The 16,353-nt window shown below is 47.2% G+C and carries 16 protein-coding genes; all 16 read right to left on the bottom strand.

Features of this window, described 5'->3' with window-relative positions; genetic code table 11:
* Window positions 1-56: 56 nt before the first annotated feature.
* A complete protein-coding gene (locus HMPREF0581_RS03985) occupies window positions 57-1,013 on the bottom strand; it encodes a diacylglycerol/lipid kinase family protein (protein ID WP_009643845.1) in 957 nt (318 codons plus the stop codon).
* A 107-nt stretch (window positions 1,014-1,120) separates the two neighbouring features.
* Window positions 1,121-1,855 (bottom strand): metallophosphoesterase, encoded by a 735-nt coding sequence (locus HMPREF0581_RS03980; RefSeq protein ID WP_009643842.1) that lies wholly within the window; start codon window positions 1,853-1,855, stop codon window positions 1,121-1,123.
* A 2-nt stretch (window positions 1,856-1,857) separates the two neighbouring features.
* Window positions 1,858-2,949 (bottom strand): DNA recombination protein RmuC, encoded by a 1,092-nt coding sequence (locus tag HMPREF0581_RS03975; RefSeq protein ID WP_036380618.1) that lies wholly within the window; start codon window positions 2,947-2,949, stop codon window positions 1,858-1,860.
* Between the two features lie 133 nt (window positions 2,950-3,082).
* Window positions 3,083-3,622, bottom strand: a complete 540-nt coding sequence (locus HMPREF0581_RS08285; protein ID WP_051426924.1) for a regulatory protein RecX — start codon at window positions 3,620-3,622, stop codon at window positions 3,083-3,085.
* Between the two features lie 164 nt (window positions 3,623-3,786).
* Complete coding sequence (locus HMPREF0581_RS03965; protein WP_036380616.1) at window positions 3,787-4,449, bottom strand: 4'-phosphopantetheinyl transferase family protein; 663 nt, start codon at window positions 4,447-4,449, stop codon at window positions 3,787-3,789.
* A 107-nt stretch (window positions 4,450-4,556) separates the two neighbouring features.
* Entirely contained in the window at window positions 4,557-5,732 is a 1,176-nt protein-coding gene (locus HMPREF0581_RS03960) for a S41 family peptidase (RefSeq protein WP_083844316.1), read from the bottom strand.
* Window positions 5,695-7,347 (bottom strand): single-stranded-DNA-specific exonuclease RecJ, encoded by a 1,653-nt coding sequence (recJ, locus tag HMPREF0581_RS03955; protein WP_036380614.1) that lies wholly within the window; start codon window positions 7,345-7,347, stop codon window positions 5,695-5,697. Before recJ ends, HMPREF0581_RS03960 begins: the two co-directional genes overlap by 38 nt.
* A 3-nt stretch (window positions 7,348-7,350) precedes the next feature.
* Window positions 7,351-8,493: a murein hydrolase activator EnvC family protein gene (locus HMPREF0581_RS08280; protein WP_051426923.1), complete on the bottom strand. Its 1,143-nt coding sequence runs from the start codon at window positions 8,491-8,493 to the stop codon at window positions 7,351-7,353.
* An 11-nt stretch (window positions 8,494-8,504) separates the two neighbouring features.
* A complete protein-coding gene (gene ftsX / locus HMPREF0581_RS03945; RefSeq protein ID WP_009643782.1) occupies window positions 8,505-9,398 on the bottom strand; it encodes a permease-like cell division protein FtsX in 894 nt (297 codons plus the stop codon).
* On the bottom strand, window positions 9,388-10,116 hold the full coding sequence (gene ftsE, locus HMPREF0581_RS03940; RefSeq protein ID WP_009643813.1) for a cell division ATP-binding protein FtsE: 729 nt from the start codon (window positions 10,114-10,116) through the stop codon (window positions 9,388-9,390). Before ftsE ends, ftsX begins: the two co-directional genes overlap by 11 nt.
* 324 nt (window positions 10,117-10,440) lie before the next feature.
* Window positions 10,441-11,160, bottom strand: a complete 720-nt coding sequence (locus tag HMPREF0581_RS03935) for an amino acid ABC transporter ATP-binding protein (protein ID WP_009643795.1) — start codon at window positions 11,158-11,160, stop codon at window positions 10,441-10,443.
* A complete protein-coding gene (locus HMPREF0581_RS03930) occupies window positions 11,160-11,876 on the bottom strand; it encodes an amino acid ABC transporter permease (protein ID WP_036380612.1) in 717 nt (238 codons plus the stop codon). Before HMPREF0581_RS03930 ends, HMPREF0581_RS03935 begins: the two co-directional genes overlap by 1 nt.
* A gap of 255 nt (window positions 11,877-12,131) precedes the next feature.
* Window positions 12,132-12,494, bottom strand: coding sequence for a hypothetical protein (locus HMPREF0581_RS03925; RefSeq protein WP_036380610.1), 363 nt, complete (start codon window positions 12,492-12,494; stop codon window positions 12,132-12,134).
* A gap of 403 nt (window positions 12,495-12,897) precedes the next feature.
* Window positions 12,898-14,247, bottom strand: coding sequence for a peptide MFS transporter (locus tag HMPREF0581_RS03920; RefSeq protein WP_009643856.1), 1,350 nt, complete (start codon window positions 14,245-14,247; stop codon window positions 12,898-12,900).
* Window positions 14,248-14,582: 335 nt separating this feature from the next.
* The gene (locus tag HMPREF0581_RS03915) at window positions 14,583-15,515 is read right to left on the bottom strand and encodes a transketolase family protein (RefSeq protein ID WP_009643826.1); all 933 of its coding nucleotides are present in this window, start codon (window positions 15,513-15,515) and stop codon (window positions 14,583-14,585) included.
* Window positions 15,515-16,345 carry a transketolase gene (locus tag HMPREF0581_RS03910; RefSeq protein ID WP_036380607.1) on the bottom strand — a complete coding sequence of 277 codons (831 nt, stop codon included), beginning with the start codon at window positions 16,343-16,345 and terminating at the stop codon, window positions 15,515-15,517. Before HMPREF0581_RS03910 ends, HMPREF0581_RS03915 begins: the two co-directional genes overlap by 1 nt.
* Window positions 16,346-16,353 lie beyond the last annotated feature (8 nt).

Below are 16,353 nucleotides of genomic sequence, written 5' to 3'. Positions count from 1 at the left end.
ATCAGCTGACTCGGAGACATCCACTGCCCGTTGTTCAGCTGTCCTGCCATATCCGGCTATACCTGCAGATAAGGCACCAATACACGTATCGCTTTGCTCTTCATCTCCACATCAAGCTCGCCGGTCTCAATAATCTCCCCATCGACTACGAACTTCATGTGCCCATTTCTAGGCAGTATATGTATCTGTTGCCCCTGTCTATACTCGATAATATCCCTAGCCGCTTCAACCTCAAAGATCTTGCCCTTTGCGAACCTCGGCAGGATCTTGAGCACCGTTCTACGGGGAATTTTGTGAACTACCAGTACATCCGCCAGGCCATCATCCAGCTGAGCTCTCGGACTGCCCTCAATACCGCCTCCACAGAATCTGCCATTTGCAATCGTACAGAGCATAAGGGGGCCTTTGAAGATTCGCTCCCCGTCAACCGTCACCTGCAAATTCTGTCCGGACTTTTCTATAAGGTTGAGAAATATCGACAGTGCGTATGACATGGATCCGCCGATAACCGTCCTCTTGTTAAAATACGTCGCCAGAATCGCAACGTTTCCGTCAAAACCAATGTTAAAAGAGTTGAGACCTATCCTTCTGCAGTCAACTCCGTCTGCCTTGTAGGAATACGACATGACATCGATTGCCTCTTCCTCAGCAAGCAGCTGAGACATCAGATCTCTATAATCAGTCGGTCTGTCGCCGCCAAAGTTGCGGATGAAATCATTTCCGCTGCCAATCGGGATGATACCGAGTGCAGCATTTGCATGACCGTAGATACCGTTGGCTACCTCGTTGACTGTACCGTCTCCCCCGCACGCATAGATGCGAATTTCCTCTCCCGCATGTCCTGCAGCACTAGCGAGCCTGTCCGCAATCGAAGTCGCCGAACCCGGGCCGGTCGTTAAGCGTACCTCGATATCGTACTCCGTATCGAGTGATACAGCCTCAATTTCCTTGCACAGCTTTTCAGCTTTCTTGCCATTCCCGGCAATAGGATTGATTATAAATGCATATTTCATATATGGTGGTCCCTCTTAACCGTGTAATTATCACAATCTGCGCTACTTTCTCTGCTTAATATTGTAATTATCGCAGTCCGCGTCACCTTCTCGGCCATGCATCAGCTCTACCGCCGAGCAGCCTTGTCGTCAGCGCCGAATTCGCTATCGTATATGAGTTTTGGCCTAGCACCCAGATAGTCGAGCGACACAAGCCTGTAGTCAACACCGCCGTACTCCCCTTTGATGCCGTTTTCCCAAGCCGTCATGCCGTGTAAATGGCCGTAGATGCACTGCTCTACGCCAAATTCCTGCATTATCCTTGTAAATTCCGTCTCCTCTGTCTTGGCCGGAGGATAATGCATAGCTGTGATAATCCTCGACGCTCCGATACGCTTGGCCTCGCTTAGGCTGTTGCGCAGGCGCCCCTGTTCTCTCAGGTACATCTTCCGGTCATGCTCAGTGTACGCTATCACGTCCGGAGTCGGCCAGCCGCGCGAGCCGCAGACAGCTATGTCAAGCGGCTCGATATAGTAACAGTCATTTTGCAGAAAATGCATATCGTCGTAGAGAGTCCTTAAATACTGAATCCTGCACCACCACAGATCGTGATTGCCGCGGAGCAATACCTTCTGCCCCGGCAAATTGTGGATCCACTCCAGATCAGCCATAGCCTCATCAAGCTTGAGCCCCCACGAAATATCGCCCGGAATTATTACTACATCAGCTTCTGTCACCAGATCCGTCCACGCGGCTCTGACTCGCTCCGCATGGTCGTCCCAGCCGGCGCCGAAGACATCCATCGGCTTATCGATTCTCTCGTCGAAGGAAAGATGCAGATCAGCAATGGCGTATATTTTCATACCTAATCCTCTTTATCGTCTATATCGGTTACTCTCTGCAGAGCCCTCTTCATCCGGCGCATCCGCACGCCTGCAAGCTCATCTATATCGTCGCTCGCCATTTTGAGGTGTCCCTGCGACTTAGCGATTACCGCTTCAAATCTGTCAAATTCCTTGCGCACCGCATGCAGCAGTTCCCACACCTCACTGCTCTTCTTCTCAATAGCCAGCGTGTTAAACCCCATCTGCAGGCTGCTTAGCAGTGCCGCCATAGTAGTAGGGCCTGCTATCGATACCTTGTACTTTCTCTGCAAAGGCTCGATCAGCCCCGCATTAATAGCCTCGGAATAGAGTCCTTCAAACGGTAGGAACATTATAGCAAAATCCGTCGTAACCGGCGGATTGATATATTTCACATTGATATCCTTGGCTTCGCTTTCAATCCTATTTACAAGCCTCTTTTTCGCTTCTGCTATCTGATCCTTTTCGCCCAGGTCATACGCTTCAAGGAGAGCATTGTAGGCATCTCCCGGGAATTTCGCATCTATGGGGAGAAACACCTCATGATCATCAATACCGGGCATCCTGATTGCAAACTCTACATTTTCCCTGCAGTTCTCCTTCATCCTGGCATTCTTTACATACTGACCGGGCGAAAGCACCTGCTCTAAAATCGCACCCAGCTGCACCTCTCCGAGTATACCTCTAGTCTTGACGTTAGACAAGATTTTGCGAAGATCTCCTACGCTTTGAGCAACGGACTGCATTTCGCCAATGCCCCTATAGACCTGCTCCAAACGATCATTGACTAATCCAAACGATTTCGTAAGCCTCGTATCCAAGGTTGTCTGCAGCTTCTCATCCACCGTCTGCCTGATATTCTCTATCTGAGTATTGCTGTCAGCGCGCAATCTCGCCATGCTGTCGTTGAGTTCCTTGAGCCTCAAATCCTGATGCTCGGACATCGTCATCTGACTCTTAGCTATCGCATCGCCATAAGCCTTGAAGTATGAATCCATACGCGATTCATTCTCTCCGGTGCGCATCAGCACAAGTATGCTCATCAGCATCGATGCGATGCACACGATTAACAACAATATTACAATGATATTCATCCCTGCCGATCTTCTCCTATCTGATACATTTTGTGTTTCCGGAGTCGCTCATATCCCATTCTTGCCCTACGCCTTCCGGCTGCGCATCATGCTATCATTGCCTTCACAATCAGTGCCGCGGCTCATTCCTGCACTATACCTTCCAGCCGCGCACCTCCGACACAATCCTGCAAATCACGCTTGAGGCGTACCCTCGCGCTTCGAGCTTTCTCGCTATCGATGCAAGCTTGCGTTCTTCCAGATATTCAGCACCTTCAATATCCTTGAATTTCGCTATCACATCGATAAAATCCGAATCGCATCCGTTAATATATTCCGAACCGTAGACTGAATAAATCGCAAGACGTCTGGCATTCGCCACCTCATCGATACCCGCCTCGTATCTGTAGTCCTCGAGTGCATTTTCCGCAACAACCGCATCTACACCCTTTTGCTCCAACTCACGCTTAGCCCTCATGCCTCCGCGCAGCTTTTCGTATGAATTGCGGTAAAAAGCCAACGCATATTCATAGTCATCTATGTAATGGTGCGTCTTGAGATCCCTTATAGCACCTTCGATCTCCGACTCATCATATTCTCTCTCTGACAGATGCTGCCGCATCTCCTGTTCCGTGCGCATGCGGTGCGATAGAAACCGCATCGCTTCGTCACCTACACCTCTTTTTTCCCTCATAAATGTCCGCTATCCGATTATTATATTGCGATTAAAAATTAGATTTATATATCAAGTGCGTAATTTTCGTATACCGCCACACTGCAGCCTGACAGCTCTTATATCCTGACATTTCACTCGCGCTATAGACTGGCAGCTCTTATCTCACGAATATTTCTCTCACACTACAGCCTGATAAGATTTACGTCATTAACATTTCGAAGCGCTGAATCTCCCCTCACAGCCACTGCTGCCTTCGGCACAGGCTCGTTACCTCTGCACCCGAAATCAACATCATACAGACGCCATATACATCCGCAGTAAACCACTTCATCGTTAAGTGTGCTTGAAACCTCGTCAAACACGGTGCCCCCGGCTGCCTTTATCACAGCCTCGTGTCTCGCCCAGATGCGAAAAAACTCATCTTCCTTTCGCGCATTGAGCCTCTTGACATATAACAGCTCTTCCTCGGCATAAAATCTCTCCGCTATGCGCATGAGCTTAACAGCTCTATTATACTGTATATCGAGTCCACATGGGACATCTGCAAAAGCTATTGCCCAAGTATTTTCACTATGTGATATGGAGTAATCCGGAACACCTGCGATACAAGGTTTTCCGTTCTGATTTTCCTCGATATTCTTCTCGATATATATGAGGAGCTCCTCCTGCGACATGCAGTAAAGCTCCTTGCTCAGACAGATCTCGGAGTTATCCTCCGGTGAGCTGCTGTCAGCGGTTGATTCAGCATTTGCGAGCTGTTCATTCAGCATTGTGATGCTCTTGGCGAGCAGCTCACGGCTATGCTTCCTGCCCCTCCGGTATTCATTTGTGTAGAATAAATACATAATCGGAACCTCCGCGTTACAAGATATACCTTTTATGTCGCTCATGGCTTCAATAATTTATATGCACAAATTTATATACACAGCTGATTTGCAGCCTGACAATTGCGTTACTGCTTACCCGTGAGAATCCGGATTGCTTCTCCCTCTGCCTGTTCTCCTGAATCTGCTTTTATATCGGGCTCTATGCCTTTATTGTTGATTTTCTTGCCATCCGGATCAACGTATTCTGCGGTAGTCAACTTGACAACCGCTCCGCCCTTGAGCTTAAACACAGTCTGAATTACGCCTTTGCCGTATGTTCTGCTCCCGACAATTTTCACCTCGTTCGCCTTCACAGCTGCTGCAAATATCTCCGCAGCGCTTGCCGTATCGCCGTCAACGAGCACTACCACATTTACGCTCTGTGACTTGGAATCGGAGCTATATGTCTTAGTCTTACTCTTGGAAATAATTCTGCCAAGCTTCGCCTTTCCCAGCACCTCATCCGCTGTGTCAAACGCTTCCTCTACTACTCCGCCCGTGTTACCGCGCAGGTCGATTACCACCTTGTCACAGCCTTTAGCCTTGAGATCGCTGACTGCCGATCTGAATGCCTTAGCTGTGCCTTTCCGAAAAGTACTGATCCTCACATAACCGATATGGGCAGCTGAATCCTTAACATCATAGGTTATACCATCGTCTTCTACCTTGGATCTGTTGAGCTTGTATTCCTTGACTACTCCGCTGCGCGAGATTGTGAATTCAATCTCGCTACCGGCGGCGTCATTCATCAGGTTGCCTGCATCTTCGAGGCTTTTGACGTTTTTACTATCTATCTTGAGCAGAATATCTCCTGAGGTGATACCGGAACGCTCAGCATCGCTTCCCGCCAGAACCCTGCTTACCACTATCCTGTTGTTCTCATCCATCTTGAGTGCAACTCCCACGCCGGAATACGAGCTCAGATACCTGCGCTCAAAAGCGTCGTATTCCTTGCCGGTCATGTACTCTGCGTATTTATCGTCTACCGTCTTGAGGATGCCTCCGGCGATAAGCTTGCCGGTACCCTCGCTATTGCGTTTATAGTACGATTTGCTGCTTATCAGCCTCTCCATATCATAGTACTGTCCAAATTCATCATCCACTGCGACATAACGGTCAAGCTTGTGCTGTGATATCAGCCTTCCCCCAAGGATGACATGCATAATAAAGGCAACGCAAACGAGCGCAGTGCCAAAGCCTGCGGCAAACGACACCACATATAATCTACGCTTCCTCAATGCTGATGACCCTGACTTGAACATTCTCCCTATCCTTCCATCTATTGACGTCTATCACGCCGTATATATCCAGCGGTCTATTTGCAGTCACCAAACCGTACACGTCCATCGCCTTGTTGAACAGGATGCACTGAACCGCGCTGCCTCGCTGCATGACCGAGAATCTGGCATGCTTGTTGTCTGACAGGAACCTCCAGTCAACAACCTGCGCTCTGTCGAGCTTAAACACAGGCTCCGGGTTCCCTTCGCCAAAAGGCGCAAACAGCTCTATCCCCTTTGCCAGGTCAAGACTTATATCCGGGACAGCTATATCCATATCCGTGTCCACTTTTCTGTCAAACAACTCATCATTATCCGCAAGCAGCTCCGCCACATCCTCATTGAGCGTTATCCGTAGGTGTTCGAGCACTTCCGGCTTCATAGTAAATCCGCATGCAGTCCTGTGTCCGCCAAATTTAACGAAGCAGTCTGCGTGCTTATTTAACAGAGCGTACAGATCTATCACGTCTATCGACCTGCCGGTCCCCTTGAGCTGACCATCGCTCGGAGAAACGATGACCACCGGCCTGTTAAATCTCTCCTTGAGATTCCCTGCCACTATACCGAGGATACCCTCATGAGCACTCTCAGCCTCAATCATGATGAAATCCCCGCGCTCCAGCTCGCGCTCCGCTGTGCCGATGCAATTTTCATACGCCTCCCGCTGCAGCTCACGCCGCCTCTTATTATTCTCCATCAGCTTGGTGCACAGACGTTCTATATCATCATCGTCATCCGATAGGAGCATCTCGACTCCCAGAGAAGCGTCTCCCAGCCTGCCTGCAGCATTAATCCTCGGCACGATCGCGAACGCAACATTGGTCGAATCCATAGTGCTGTAATCCACCCCTGCCATCTCGGTCAGTCTGCGCAAGCCCTTGTTCTTAAAGCCCAGTCTCATCAGCCTGAGTCCATATTTTACAAGCGACCTGTTCTCATCTACAAGAGGCATGATATCAGCGATAGTTCCGACTGCAACCAGCTCAAGCACTTCTGTTATGAGGCTTCTGGGTATATCGCAGCTGCGGCTGAGAGCAAGTGCCAGCTTGTAGGCAACGCCTACTCCGGCCAAGCCTTTGAATGGATACGTGTCGCCCGGGTTCTTGGGGTTGATAACTATCCCCGGTGCAACTACATCCTTCACCGTGTGGTGATCGGTTACTATCGTCTCTATGCCAAGGCTGTTTGCATAAGAAACCTCCTCGGCTGAAACAGAACCGCAGTCCACTGTTACTATCACTTCACCCTCTTCCTGATATATACGGTCTATTGCCGTCTTGTTAAGACCATACCCCTCATCCAGTCTGGATGGGATGTAATATGTCACGTTGTCGGTGAGCGACCCGATAACCTTCATCAGAAGTGCCGTCGAAGTGACTCCATCGCAGTCATAATCTCCGTAGATTACAATCTTGCAGCCGCTGTATATCGCATCTAATAATAAATCCACCCCCGCATGCATATTTGCTAGCAGGAATGGATCATATGCGAGCTTAGGACTGGGGGAGAGGAACTCCTTGAGTTCCTCGTCGCCTTCAATCCCTCTTATTCTTAATAACTCGTACAGCACCGGAGTGTTCTTAAAAAAATCTGTGTTCATACTCTAGAATATACTCATCGGGTTAATGTATCTTCCGTTCTTGATCAGGCTGAAGTGCAGGTGAGGACCTGTCGACCATCCTGTGCTGCCAATATATCCGACAACCTGTCCCTTAGTTACATACTGACCGTTGGATACCGCAAATCTGCTCATATGTCCGTACAGAGTCGTATATCCGTTTCCAATAGAAATCATTACGCAGTTTCCGTATCCACCGTAGTACGACGCCTTGGTAACATAACCGTTTGCAATCGATCTGATTGGCGTACCTGTTGGAAGACCTGACACGTCTACACCGTCGTGATACTTCTTGGTATGGAAGATCGGGTGAACCCTCCATCCGAACGGTGACGTGATTGTTCCACCGCTAACCGGCCACTGGTAGCCGCCCGACGATGCGGCCGGTGTGCTTGGGCGAGCCGGGGTACTCGATCCGCCACCGGATGGCTTGCTCTGTGGCTGTGACTGAGGCTGTGACGCCTGCTGCTGTCTGAGCTTCTCCTCAGCTGCTGCCTGTGCTGCCATTGCCTCTGCAGCGAGCTTATCGCCCTCGGCATTGAGCTGATCCTGCTGCTTGGCGTACTCATCAGCCAGCCCCTTGTACTTATCGCGAAGCTCTTCAACCTGCTTCTTGTTATCCTTGAGGACCTTCTCCTGCTCTACCTGCTGCTTTTTGAGGGCATCAATCTCGTTGTAATCATTCTGAAGTGAGCCGAGCAGCTTCTTGTCATTAGATAGCACTCTCTGCACCATGCTGACATTGGTAATCAGTTCGCTCACATTGTCTGAGCTGAGAATTATATTGATAAACCCGGCTGTACCTGTCTTGTACATAGCTCTGAGCCTCGAATTTAGAGCCTCAGTCTGCCTGCTTACCTCAGCCTTCTTGGCCTCCAGCTTGGACTGTGTAGCGTTAATATTAGCCTGTGCAGAATTGATGTTCGATTCCAGTTCTTGCACCTTCTTGGTTGCTTCACCAACCTTTGCGTTGAAATCAGCCGCCTTTTCACCCGCTGCCGCAGCTTCCTTTTTCTTCTGTGCAGCTGTTGTGGCGTACGAATCAGTCGCCATCACAAATGTCGTCACTACCATTGACAAGACGAGCAGCAGAACTACCACATACTTTGATTTACTAACCTTAGCCATGCGCATCCTCCTTATCTATCTAGGAACCTTCTTATCGAGATAATACTTCCACAGGTACCTACTCCAACTCCCAGTGCGATGAATATCAGCATTACGTTAGGAATCAGATATCCTGTCGGAACAACCGGAACTGACAGCATCCTCATGATGTCCGGTCCGACAACCCCTATAAGTCTCGAATAAATAACATACATAAGTATCGTGGATATCGCCGCCGATATGAACCCGAGGATGATTCCCTCGATGAGGAACGGTCCTCTGACGAACCAGTCCGTAGCTCCGAGGTATTTCATGATACTAATCTCCTTGGAGCGGTTAAATACCGTCAGCTTAATCGTGTTCGCCACGATGACAACCGATACGATAATCAGGAACAGCATCGTAATGATGGAAGCAGTCTGGATGAAGTTTGTAATCCTCTGCAGCTTCTCCACCGTGTCCTGATAATACTTAACATCCTCTACTCCCTTGATCGATGTCGCGGTCTTGGACAGCTTATCCGCAACCCCCTTGTCCTTGACATATATCAGATACGAATTTGGAAGCGGATTATCCGTCAAACTATCGAGCAGATAGCCATTGTCTCCCCATCTTTTCTTCATGACCTTGATTGCATCAGCCTTGGAGCGATATTCCACTTTGTCTACGCCGTTGATAGCCTTGAGCTGATTCTCAATGCCACTGTTGACGGCATCTGTATTGTCATCGCTGAGGAAAACCTCGACGATATTGTAGTCCTGCTTGATGACATTTGCAAAGAGGTCTACATTTACAAAGGCTACAAAGAACAGTCCCAGAATCAGCATCATAGCTGAAATAGCCAGAACCGCTGTAATGTTCATACCCTTGTTACGGCCTATCTGCGATATCGACTGCTTGAGTGTGTATCCCGCTCTAGAAAACATATGGATCCACCCCCTCGTCGTAGTCGTAAAATTCTTCGTCGTTATAGAAGCCATACTGACCATGCTCATCACGGACAATATGTCCATCCTCAATAGCCACAACGCGCTTGTTCATCTGGTCAACGATATCCTTGGCATGTGTAACCATGAGAATTGTAGTGCCGCGGAGATTGATTTTATCCAGAATTCCCATAATCTCCATAGCCGTAACCGGATCGAGGTTACCGGTAGGTTCATCGGCGATAAGTACACGCGGATTATTGACGATAGCTCGCGCAATGCCGACACGCTGCTGCTCACCTGCACTCAGCTCATTGGGATATCTATTCCTCTTGTCGAGAATGCCTACGAGATCAAGCGCATAAGGAACCTGCTTCCTGATATCCTTGCGCCTGGCATGAACTACCTCCATCGCGAAGGCAACATTCTCATATACCGTCTTCTTCTCAAGCAATCTGAAGTCCTGGAATACCATACCTATCTTCTGTCTCAACTCCGGCACCTCTCTCCTGGAGAGTCTCGTTATATCTTTGCCGGCGACAGCTATGGAGCCGCTGTCTGCGCTTATCTCATTAAGTATCAGTCTGACGAATGTAGTCTTGCCTGCGCCGCTCGGTCCTACAAGGAACACGAAATCGCCCTTCTCGATGCGGACAGTTGCATTCTCCAGTCCGACATTCGAGCCGTAATTTTTAGTTACATTTCTAAATTCGATCATATGACCTCCTAGACCCACCAACATATTGTAACATTATACACCAGAAGTACTTAAAAATAAACTGAAAGCATTACAAAAGCACGGCATAGAATCCTTATACCGTGCTAAATAATCACTATTTGGGGCTACAAGCTTCACATAACCGCTAAATGGCGCAAAATGTAGTTGCGTGAAGTTTCTCAGCTACAATATATCTGCAATATTTCTAAAAATATCATCTATAATATAAGCAATAAACGCACACTTTATATGAAATATGAAGCACAGCTTATATTTCATCTTATTCATCTGCAAAATTCTCAAAGCCGGATCGGCTCTTGCCGATTAACTTAGCACCTTTGATAAGAAGTTCTTGGTTCTCTCCTCTGCAGGATTTACAAGTACTTCCTCAGGTGTACCCTGTTCCACAATCACTCCGCCATCCATAAAGATTACCTTATCGGCAACCTCTTTGGCGAAGCCCATCTCGTGAGTGACGACAATCATCGCCAGACCTTCCTTGGCCAAATTTTTCATTACGTCAAGCACTTCTCCGACCATCTCAGGGTCTAATGCCGATGTAGGTTCATCAAAAAGCATGATTTCGGGATCCATAGCCAAAGCTCTCGCAATAGCGACACGCTGCTGCTGTCCGCCGGATAAGGAGCGTGGGTATGCATTTGCTTTATTCGCAAGGCCTACCCTTGTCAAGAGTTCTATAGCCTTAGCTTCTGCATCCGCTTTGCTCACACCCTTGACGTTAATCGGAGCACAGGTGATGTTATCCAGAACCGTCATATGAGGGAACAGGTTGAAATTCTGGAATACCATTCCCATCTTGGTTCTAATCTCGTTGATATTCTGCTGAGTAACGAGCTCTCCATCTATGAACACCTCTCCGGATGTCGGAACCTCTAACAGGTTGATGCATCTGAGCATGGTGGATTTGCCGGAACCGGACGGGCCGACGATGCAGAGCACCTCCGCCTCGCTAACGGTCTGGTCAATGCCCTTGAGAACCTCATTACTCCCGTATGACTTGTGTAAATTCTTAATCTCTATCATTACGCTGCCTCCCCTTCGAGCGCCGGTTCTTCGTCTATCAGCTCCACTGCCTGCCTTGGATTCTTGCTCCTGTTCTCCATCACACCTATAAGCTTGGACAGCGGGATCGTCAGGAGCATATATGCAAGAGCAACACCTATGTATGCCGGGAACGCTTGATAAGTAGCGGCATTGAGAAGAGTTCCCTTACGCAGGATCTCAACTACTCCGACGAAGCTGAGTACTGAGGTCTCCTTGATAAGCGTTACGAACTCGTTGCCGACTGCAGGCAGGATAATCTTGATAGCCTGAGGAATGATGATAAGCTTCATAGCCATCGACTTGCTCATGCCGAGCGATCTTGCCGCCTCCATCTGCCCTTTATCAACTGCCTGAATTCCACTCCTGATAACCTCAGACATATACGCCGCACTGTTGAGTCCGCAAACGATGATGGCCGGGATAATCAGATTGGCCCACTTGAAGTATAACACGTGCGCCTGCATAAACTGAGGTATGCCGTACGCAAATATTAACGCCTGCACAACCATAGGTGTGCCTCTCACTATATCAACATATACCTTGGAAATCCAGTTGAGCACCTTGCTCTTGGATGTCCGCATCAGCGCCAGCAGCAAACCTGCTGCCGAACCGATTATGACAGATAATACACTTACAAACACCGTTGCCGGAATTCCCTGACAAGCAACCAGAAAACCTTTTAAATAAGCTCCCATTTCAATTTCCTTACTCCTATACTTATCTAACAGTGGATTTATGGTATCACTTATCTGTCATCAGTTCAATAGTTATTCTGTATTTATTTTAGCTTAATAGTATATTTATGCAGATATTTTCATCAATTCTTAAACAGATAAGGCATAAGGATGCCGCCCGCAGTAGCAGCACCCTTATGCCTTGATCATATTATCATCTTATACTTATCGATTTAGACTTACCAATTCAAATCCGAAACAAAGTCCGTTTTACTGTCACTGTTTAGCCGAATCTGTCACGTGGGTCTTAATTACCTCACACAGCAGCAGGTATATCGCTGTCTCAAGCACTAAAGCAATCACACCATATGTCATTGTCACTGCATAGAAAAATGTCGCCAACCCCAACAGGAATGCACTGTTGATTAAGTATCCACCATCCCAGTGGCGAGCATATCCATAAAAAAAAGGTAGGTCAAGTCTCTTTTCCACTATCAACAGTCCAATAGACACTATGGTAAGTATTATTGCAATACCAAGCGAAGCAAACTGTGGCATATATGATCCTAGTCGATTCCTGACAAAGATCAACACGATTCCCACTACCAATAAATATGCAATTCTCTTCTTAGTATCCATGCCAACACCTCCTGACAAAAATCAGCCAAGTATACGTTAAGTCATTCCATCTTGCAACATCATGATATCATTTTTATATCATAAGTCAAGTGTATTACTAGTTCTTTTCTAGGTTTATAGAATAAAGAAATTGGTGGCTAATTCAAATAACTATAAGACTCAGGTGCCTTGTGTAGCTCTCTCAAGACTGCAACATAACCCTCAGTTGATATAGATGAAGTACGTTTATCTCTCTGAAAGTATTTTGTAACTGCGACTACGCTTTTGTCCATCCTCTATCTTCTTTCAAAAAAGATAAATCCGCTGTAGCCGTTAAAATTCCAACAGCTACAGCGGGTTTTACCAACACAGTTGTCCTCTATTTCACAATCGTTATATAACAGTTTACAAATAAGATAAGGTACTAATTATCTCCCTTAACAAGGTTCATGAACTTCTTATCAACTGCAAGCATTACTAATCCGCAAGCAATAATTATTATAGCAACAGCCCCATATGCTTTAATAAATGAGTACTTAGCTAAGAAGTTATATAGAGGTCCATATCCAAGACCTGCAAAGAAGATTACAACCGGCCATACTCCCAGAAGAGTTCCAAGTAGTTGTTTAGGAGAATACTCCGAAATAAAAGCATTTCCAAGTGGAGAAAATACTACTTCACCAACTGTCATAAGAAGAGAAGTTAGAACAATAATCCAAATACCTGCTGGTGTTCCCTTACCTTCTTTAGCCATTATAGCTGCAAATACCATTGATACAATGCAGATACCAAGTAGAAGAATTCCGATCGCTGTTTTTCTCCACATACTCCAATCTCCCTTTGCTCGTCTTGACATTCTCTCCCAAATTGCAGCGAATACAGGACAAAGGATGATGCAGAACAGACCATTTGCAGAGTCAAACCAAGATGTAGGCATTGTCCAGTTGCCTATTGCCCAGTTTGCCCAACCTTTTCCGCCCTGTTCAACAGGACCGAAATTGTAATACACAGGCATATAAACCATGTACCAGAACAACCAGAAAATTCCTGAAAAAATAGTTACTATTAAAATTGCTGTAACTCTTTTCTTCTCTGACCTTGTTAGCGGACTCTTCTCAACGGCTTTTTCTGCCGTATCCACTACCGCACTGTTATTGAGGAATGGTTTCTTTCCAGCATCATTAAGAAGGAATCTCACTCCAAATAACCACCATGCAGTGTCAAGGAATAAGAACAATCCGCAAACAAGAAACATTGCTCTATAACCATATGTGGTTCCCACAAGTACAAGGAATGTAGTACCTAAGAAAGAGCCGATATTAACAAATGAATACTGTAGTGAAAATACCTTATTAAGCATCTGCTCATCTGTAAACTGACGTCCGTTGATACCAGAAACATTACCCTTGAAGAATCCTGTACCGATAGCTACAAGCAGAATACAAAGAAGCAATGAACCTTTACCGGTAGCCTGCCATGCTACAAGGTATCCTAATCCCATAAGTATTTCACCCACCGGCACAAGAATCCTTGGACTAATCCATCTATCAGCAACAATACCTCCGATAACTGGAGTGATATAAGTGAATGCTACGAACCATGATGATAGGAGAGCTCCTTCAGCATGAGTCAAGCCTAATCCACCCTTTGCCACTGCCAGTACGGGGAAGATAGCCATCCCGTATTTAGCCGTATAGTATGCAAGTCTCTCGAATGTAAACGAAAGTGCGCAAACATAAAAGCCAAAAGGGAGTTTTCTTGATGTAGTTTCCATTTTAAAAAACCTCCTAAAGTAATAAAATGATAATTGCAAGCAACTAGCTTATACATTGCGTATACCGCAGTCCGCCATTTGCGCCCGAACCTGAACACATCGGATTCAAATTCGTTTTTAACAGTACACATTGTATCACTTATTCATCACAATGTAAATTAATATTGTTGTATTTAAATATTTTTTCGGCAAATATTTACCTATAATAACCAAAATTTATAGTTGCATATAGATTCAGTTTATAAATAAACCGTGCACATGTGAAGATTTCATCACGTAAGCACGGCTCATATTTCTCAATTCCTTGTAAATACAGCGTCACAAGTGACGTTCTCTTACTCAAGAGTGTTTGTCACTGCATTAATGATATCTGCCTTTGTCAGGCCGTACTTTGCTCTCAGCTCATCCGGCTTGCCCGACTCTCCGAAAGTATCCTTCTGTCCGACCATCGCTACCTTCACCGGCTCATTTTGCACCAGAACCTCAGCAACTGCGCTGCCCAGTCCGCCGATTACAGAGTGTTCCTCTGCTGTTACGATTTTGCCGGTATCGGCAGCAGCCTTGATGATAGCATCGCTATCTATCGGTTTGATGGTGTGCATATCTATTACGCGAGCTGAAACTCCCTTTGCAGCCAGTTCATCAGCTGCTTCAAGAGCATCTGCTACCATGATGCCTGTAGCAATGATTGTCACATCTGTACCCTCGCGCACAGTGTTAGCCTTTCCAACCTTGATGTCTGCATCATCTCCATAAATCACCGGCACCCCGGATCTGCCCAACCTTACATAAGCAGGGCCGTCAGTATCAACAACCTCGTCGAGCAGCTTCCTGGCGCTTACAGCGTCAGCCGGATTTACAACAGTCATACCCGGAATCTCTCTCATAAGAGCGATGTCTTCAAAGGTCTGATGGCTGGCACCGTCCTCGCCGACCGTGATCCCGGCATGAGTAGCGCACACCTTTACATTTGCATGAGTATATCCTATAGAATTTCTGATAATTTCGTATGCTCTGCCCGTAGCGAACATTGCAAATGTGCTGGCACACACCACATGTCCGGACAGCGCGATGCCCGCCGCCTCCGCCATGAGGTCCTGCTCTGCAATTCCGCAGTTAATAAATCTCTCCGGGTAAGCCTGCGCGAAGCCCTTTGTCTTGGTCGAACCTGACAGGTCAGCATCCATTACGACAAGATCCCTGCGTACAGCGCCTTTCTCTACCAGGAATTCTCCGTATGCAGCTCTAGTTGCGATCTTATCTGCCATTAATTGTCACCTCCAAGCTCTTCAATTGCAGTAGCCAGCTCCTCATCACCGGGAGCCTTGCCGTGCCATCCTGCATTATCTTCCATAAACGATACGCCTTTGCCCTTGTGTGTATGTGCGATGATAGCAGTTGGAGCAGTCTTACACTCCTTAGCCTCCGCAAAAGCTCTAATAAGCTCATCATAACTGTGTCCATCAACCACTATTACGTTCCAGCCAAAGCTCTTGAACTTCTCATCTACCGGGCCGACCTCCTTGACATCGCTAACCTTGCCGTCAATCTGCAATCCATTGAGGTCAACGATTGCAACCAGGTTATCGAGATGTCTGTGTGCAGCCTGCATAGCAGCCTCCCACACGATCCCCTCCTGAAGCTCTCCATCTCCAGCCAGGACATATACCCTGCCGGGGTTATTATCGATCTTACCGGCTATCGCCATACCGACCGCCGCCGAGAAGCCCTGACCCAGAGAACCGGTAGACATCTCGATACCCGGCACCTTGTGCATGTTGGGATGCCCTTGGAATCTGCTGTCAACCTGCCTCAGCGTCATCATGTCATCTACATCGTAGAAGCCTCTCTCTCCGAGAGCTGCGTAGAGAGCCGGAACAGCGTGACCTTTCGAGATTATGAATTTATCTCTATCTGCCTTATCAGGCTCCTGGGGATCAATATTGAGCACCTCAAAATACAGAGTTGCGATAATGTCGGCAGCCGACAGCGATCCACCCGGATGTCCGGATTTTGCAGCATGAATTGCCTTGAGAGCGTTGATTCTGATTCTGCGAGCCCTTTCGGCCAGCTCAGCATAGTTGTTAGTATTCACCATGTCCTCCT

Origin of the sequence: Mogibacterium timidum ATCC 33093 (genome assembly GCF_000525775.1) — a bacterium.
Lineage (GTDB): Bacteria > Bacillota > Clostridia > Peptostreptococcales > Anaerovoracaceae > Mogibacterium > Mogibacterium timidum.
Note: the sequence above shows the minus strand (reverse complement) of the source record. Positions and strands in the feature narration are given on the sequence as shown.

Bases quoted from the DNA above. Each gene is read 5' to 3' on its own strand.
- HMPREF0581_RS08285 (WP_051426924.1), bottom strand. From the start codon at position 3,622: ATGAGGGAAAAAAGAGGTGTAGGTGACGAAGCGATGCGGTTTCTATCG.
- HMPREF0581_RS03925 (WP_036380610.1), bottom strand. From the start codon at position 12,494: ATGGATACTAAGAAGAGAATTGCATATTTATTGGTAGTGGGAATCGTG.
- HMPREF0581_RS03985 (WP_009643845.1), bottom strand. From the start codon at position 1,013: ATGAAATATGCATTTATAATCAATCCTATTGCCGGGAATGGCAAGAAA.
- HMPREF0581_RS03960 (WP_083844316.1), bottom strand. From the start codon at position 5,732: ATGTTCAAGTCAGGGTCATCAGCATTGAGGAAGCGTAGATTATATGTG.
- recJ (WP_036380614.1), bottom strand. From the start codon at position 7,347: ATGAACACAGATTTTTTTAAGAACACTCCGGTGCTGTACGAGTTATTA.
- HMPREF0581_RS08280 (WP_051426923.1), bottom strand. From the start codon at position 8,493: ATGGCTAAGGTTAGTAAATCAAAGTATGTGGTAGTTCTGCTGCTCGTC.
- ftsX (WP_009643782.1), bottom strand. From the start codon at position 9,398: ATGTTTTCTAGAGCGGGATACACACTCAAGCAGTCGATATCGCAGATA.
- HMPREF0581_RS03935 (WP_009643795.1), bottom strand. From the start codon at position 11,160: ATGATAGAGATTAAGAATTTACACAAGTCATACGGGAGTAATGAGGTT.
- HMPREF0581_RS03965 (WP_036380616.1), bottom strand. From the start codon at position 4,449: ATGTATTTATTCTACACAAATGAATACCGGAGGGGCAGGAAGCATAGC.
- HMPREF0581_RS03920 (WP_009643856.1), bottom strand. From the start codon at position 14,247: ATGGAAACTACATCAAGAAAACTCCCTTTTGGCTTTTATGTTTGCGCA.
- HMPREF0581_RS03910 (WP_036380607.1), bottom strand. From the start codon at position 16,345: ATGGTGAATACTAACAACTATGCTGAGCTGGCCGAAAGGGCTCGCAGA.
- HMPREF0581_RS03980 (WP_009643842.1), bottom strand. From the start codon at position 1,855: ATGAAAATATACGCCATTGCTGATCTGCATCTTTCCTTCGACGAGAGA.
- HMPREF0581_RS03975 (WP_036380618.1), bottom strand. From the start codon at position 2,949: ATGAATATCATTGTAATATTGTTGTTAATCGTGTGCATCGCATCGATG.
- HMPREF0581_RS03930 (WP_036380612.1), bottom strand. From the start codon at position 11,876: ATGGGAGCTTATTTAAAAGGTTTTCTGGTTGCTTGTCAGGGAATTCCG.
- HMPREF0581_RS03915 (WP_009643826.1), bottom strand. From the start codon at position 15,515: ATGGCAGATAAGATCGCAACTAGAGCTGCATACGGAGAATTCCTGGTA.
- ftsE (WP_009643813.1), bottom strand. From the start codon at position 10,116: ATGATCGAATTTAGAAATGTAACTAAAAATTACGGCTCGAATGTCGGA.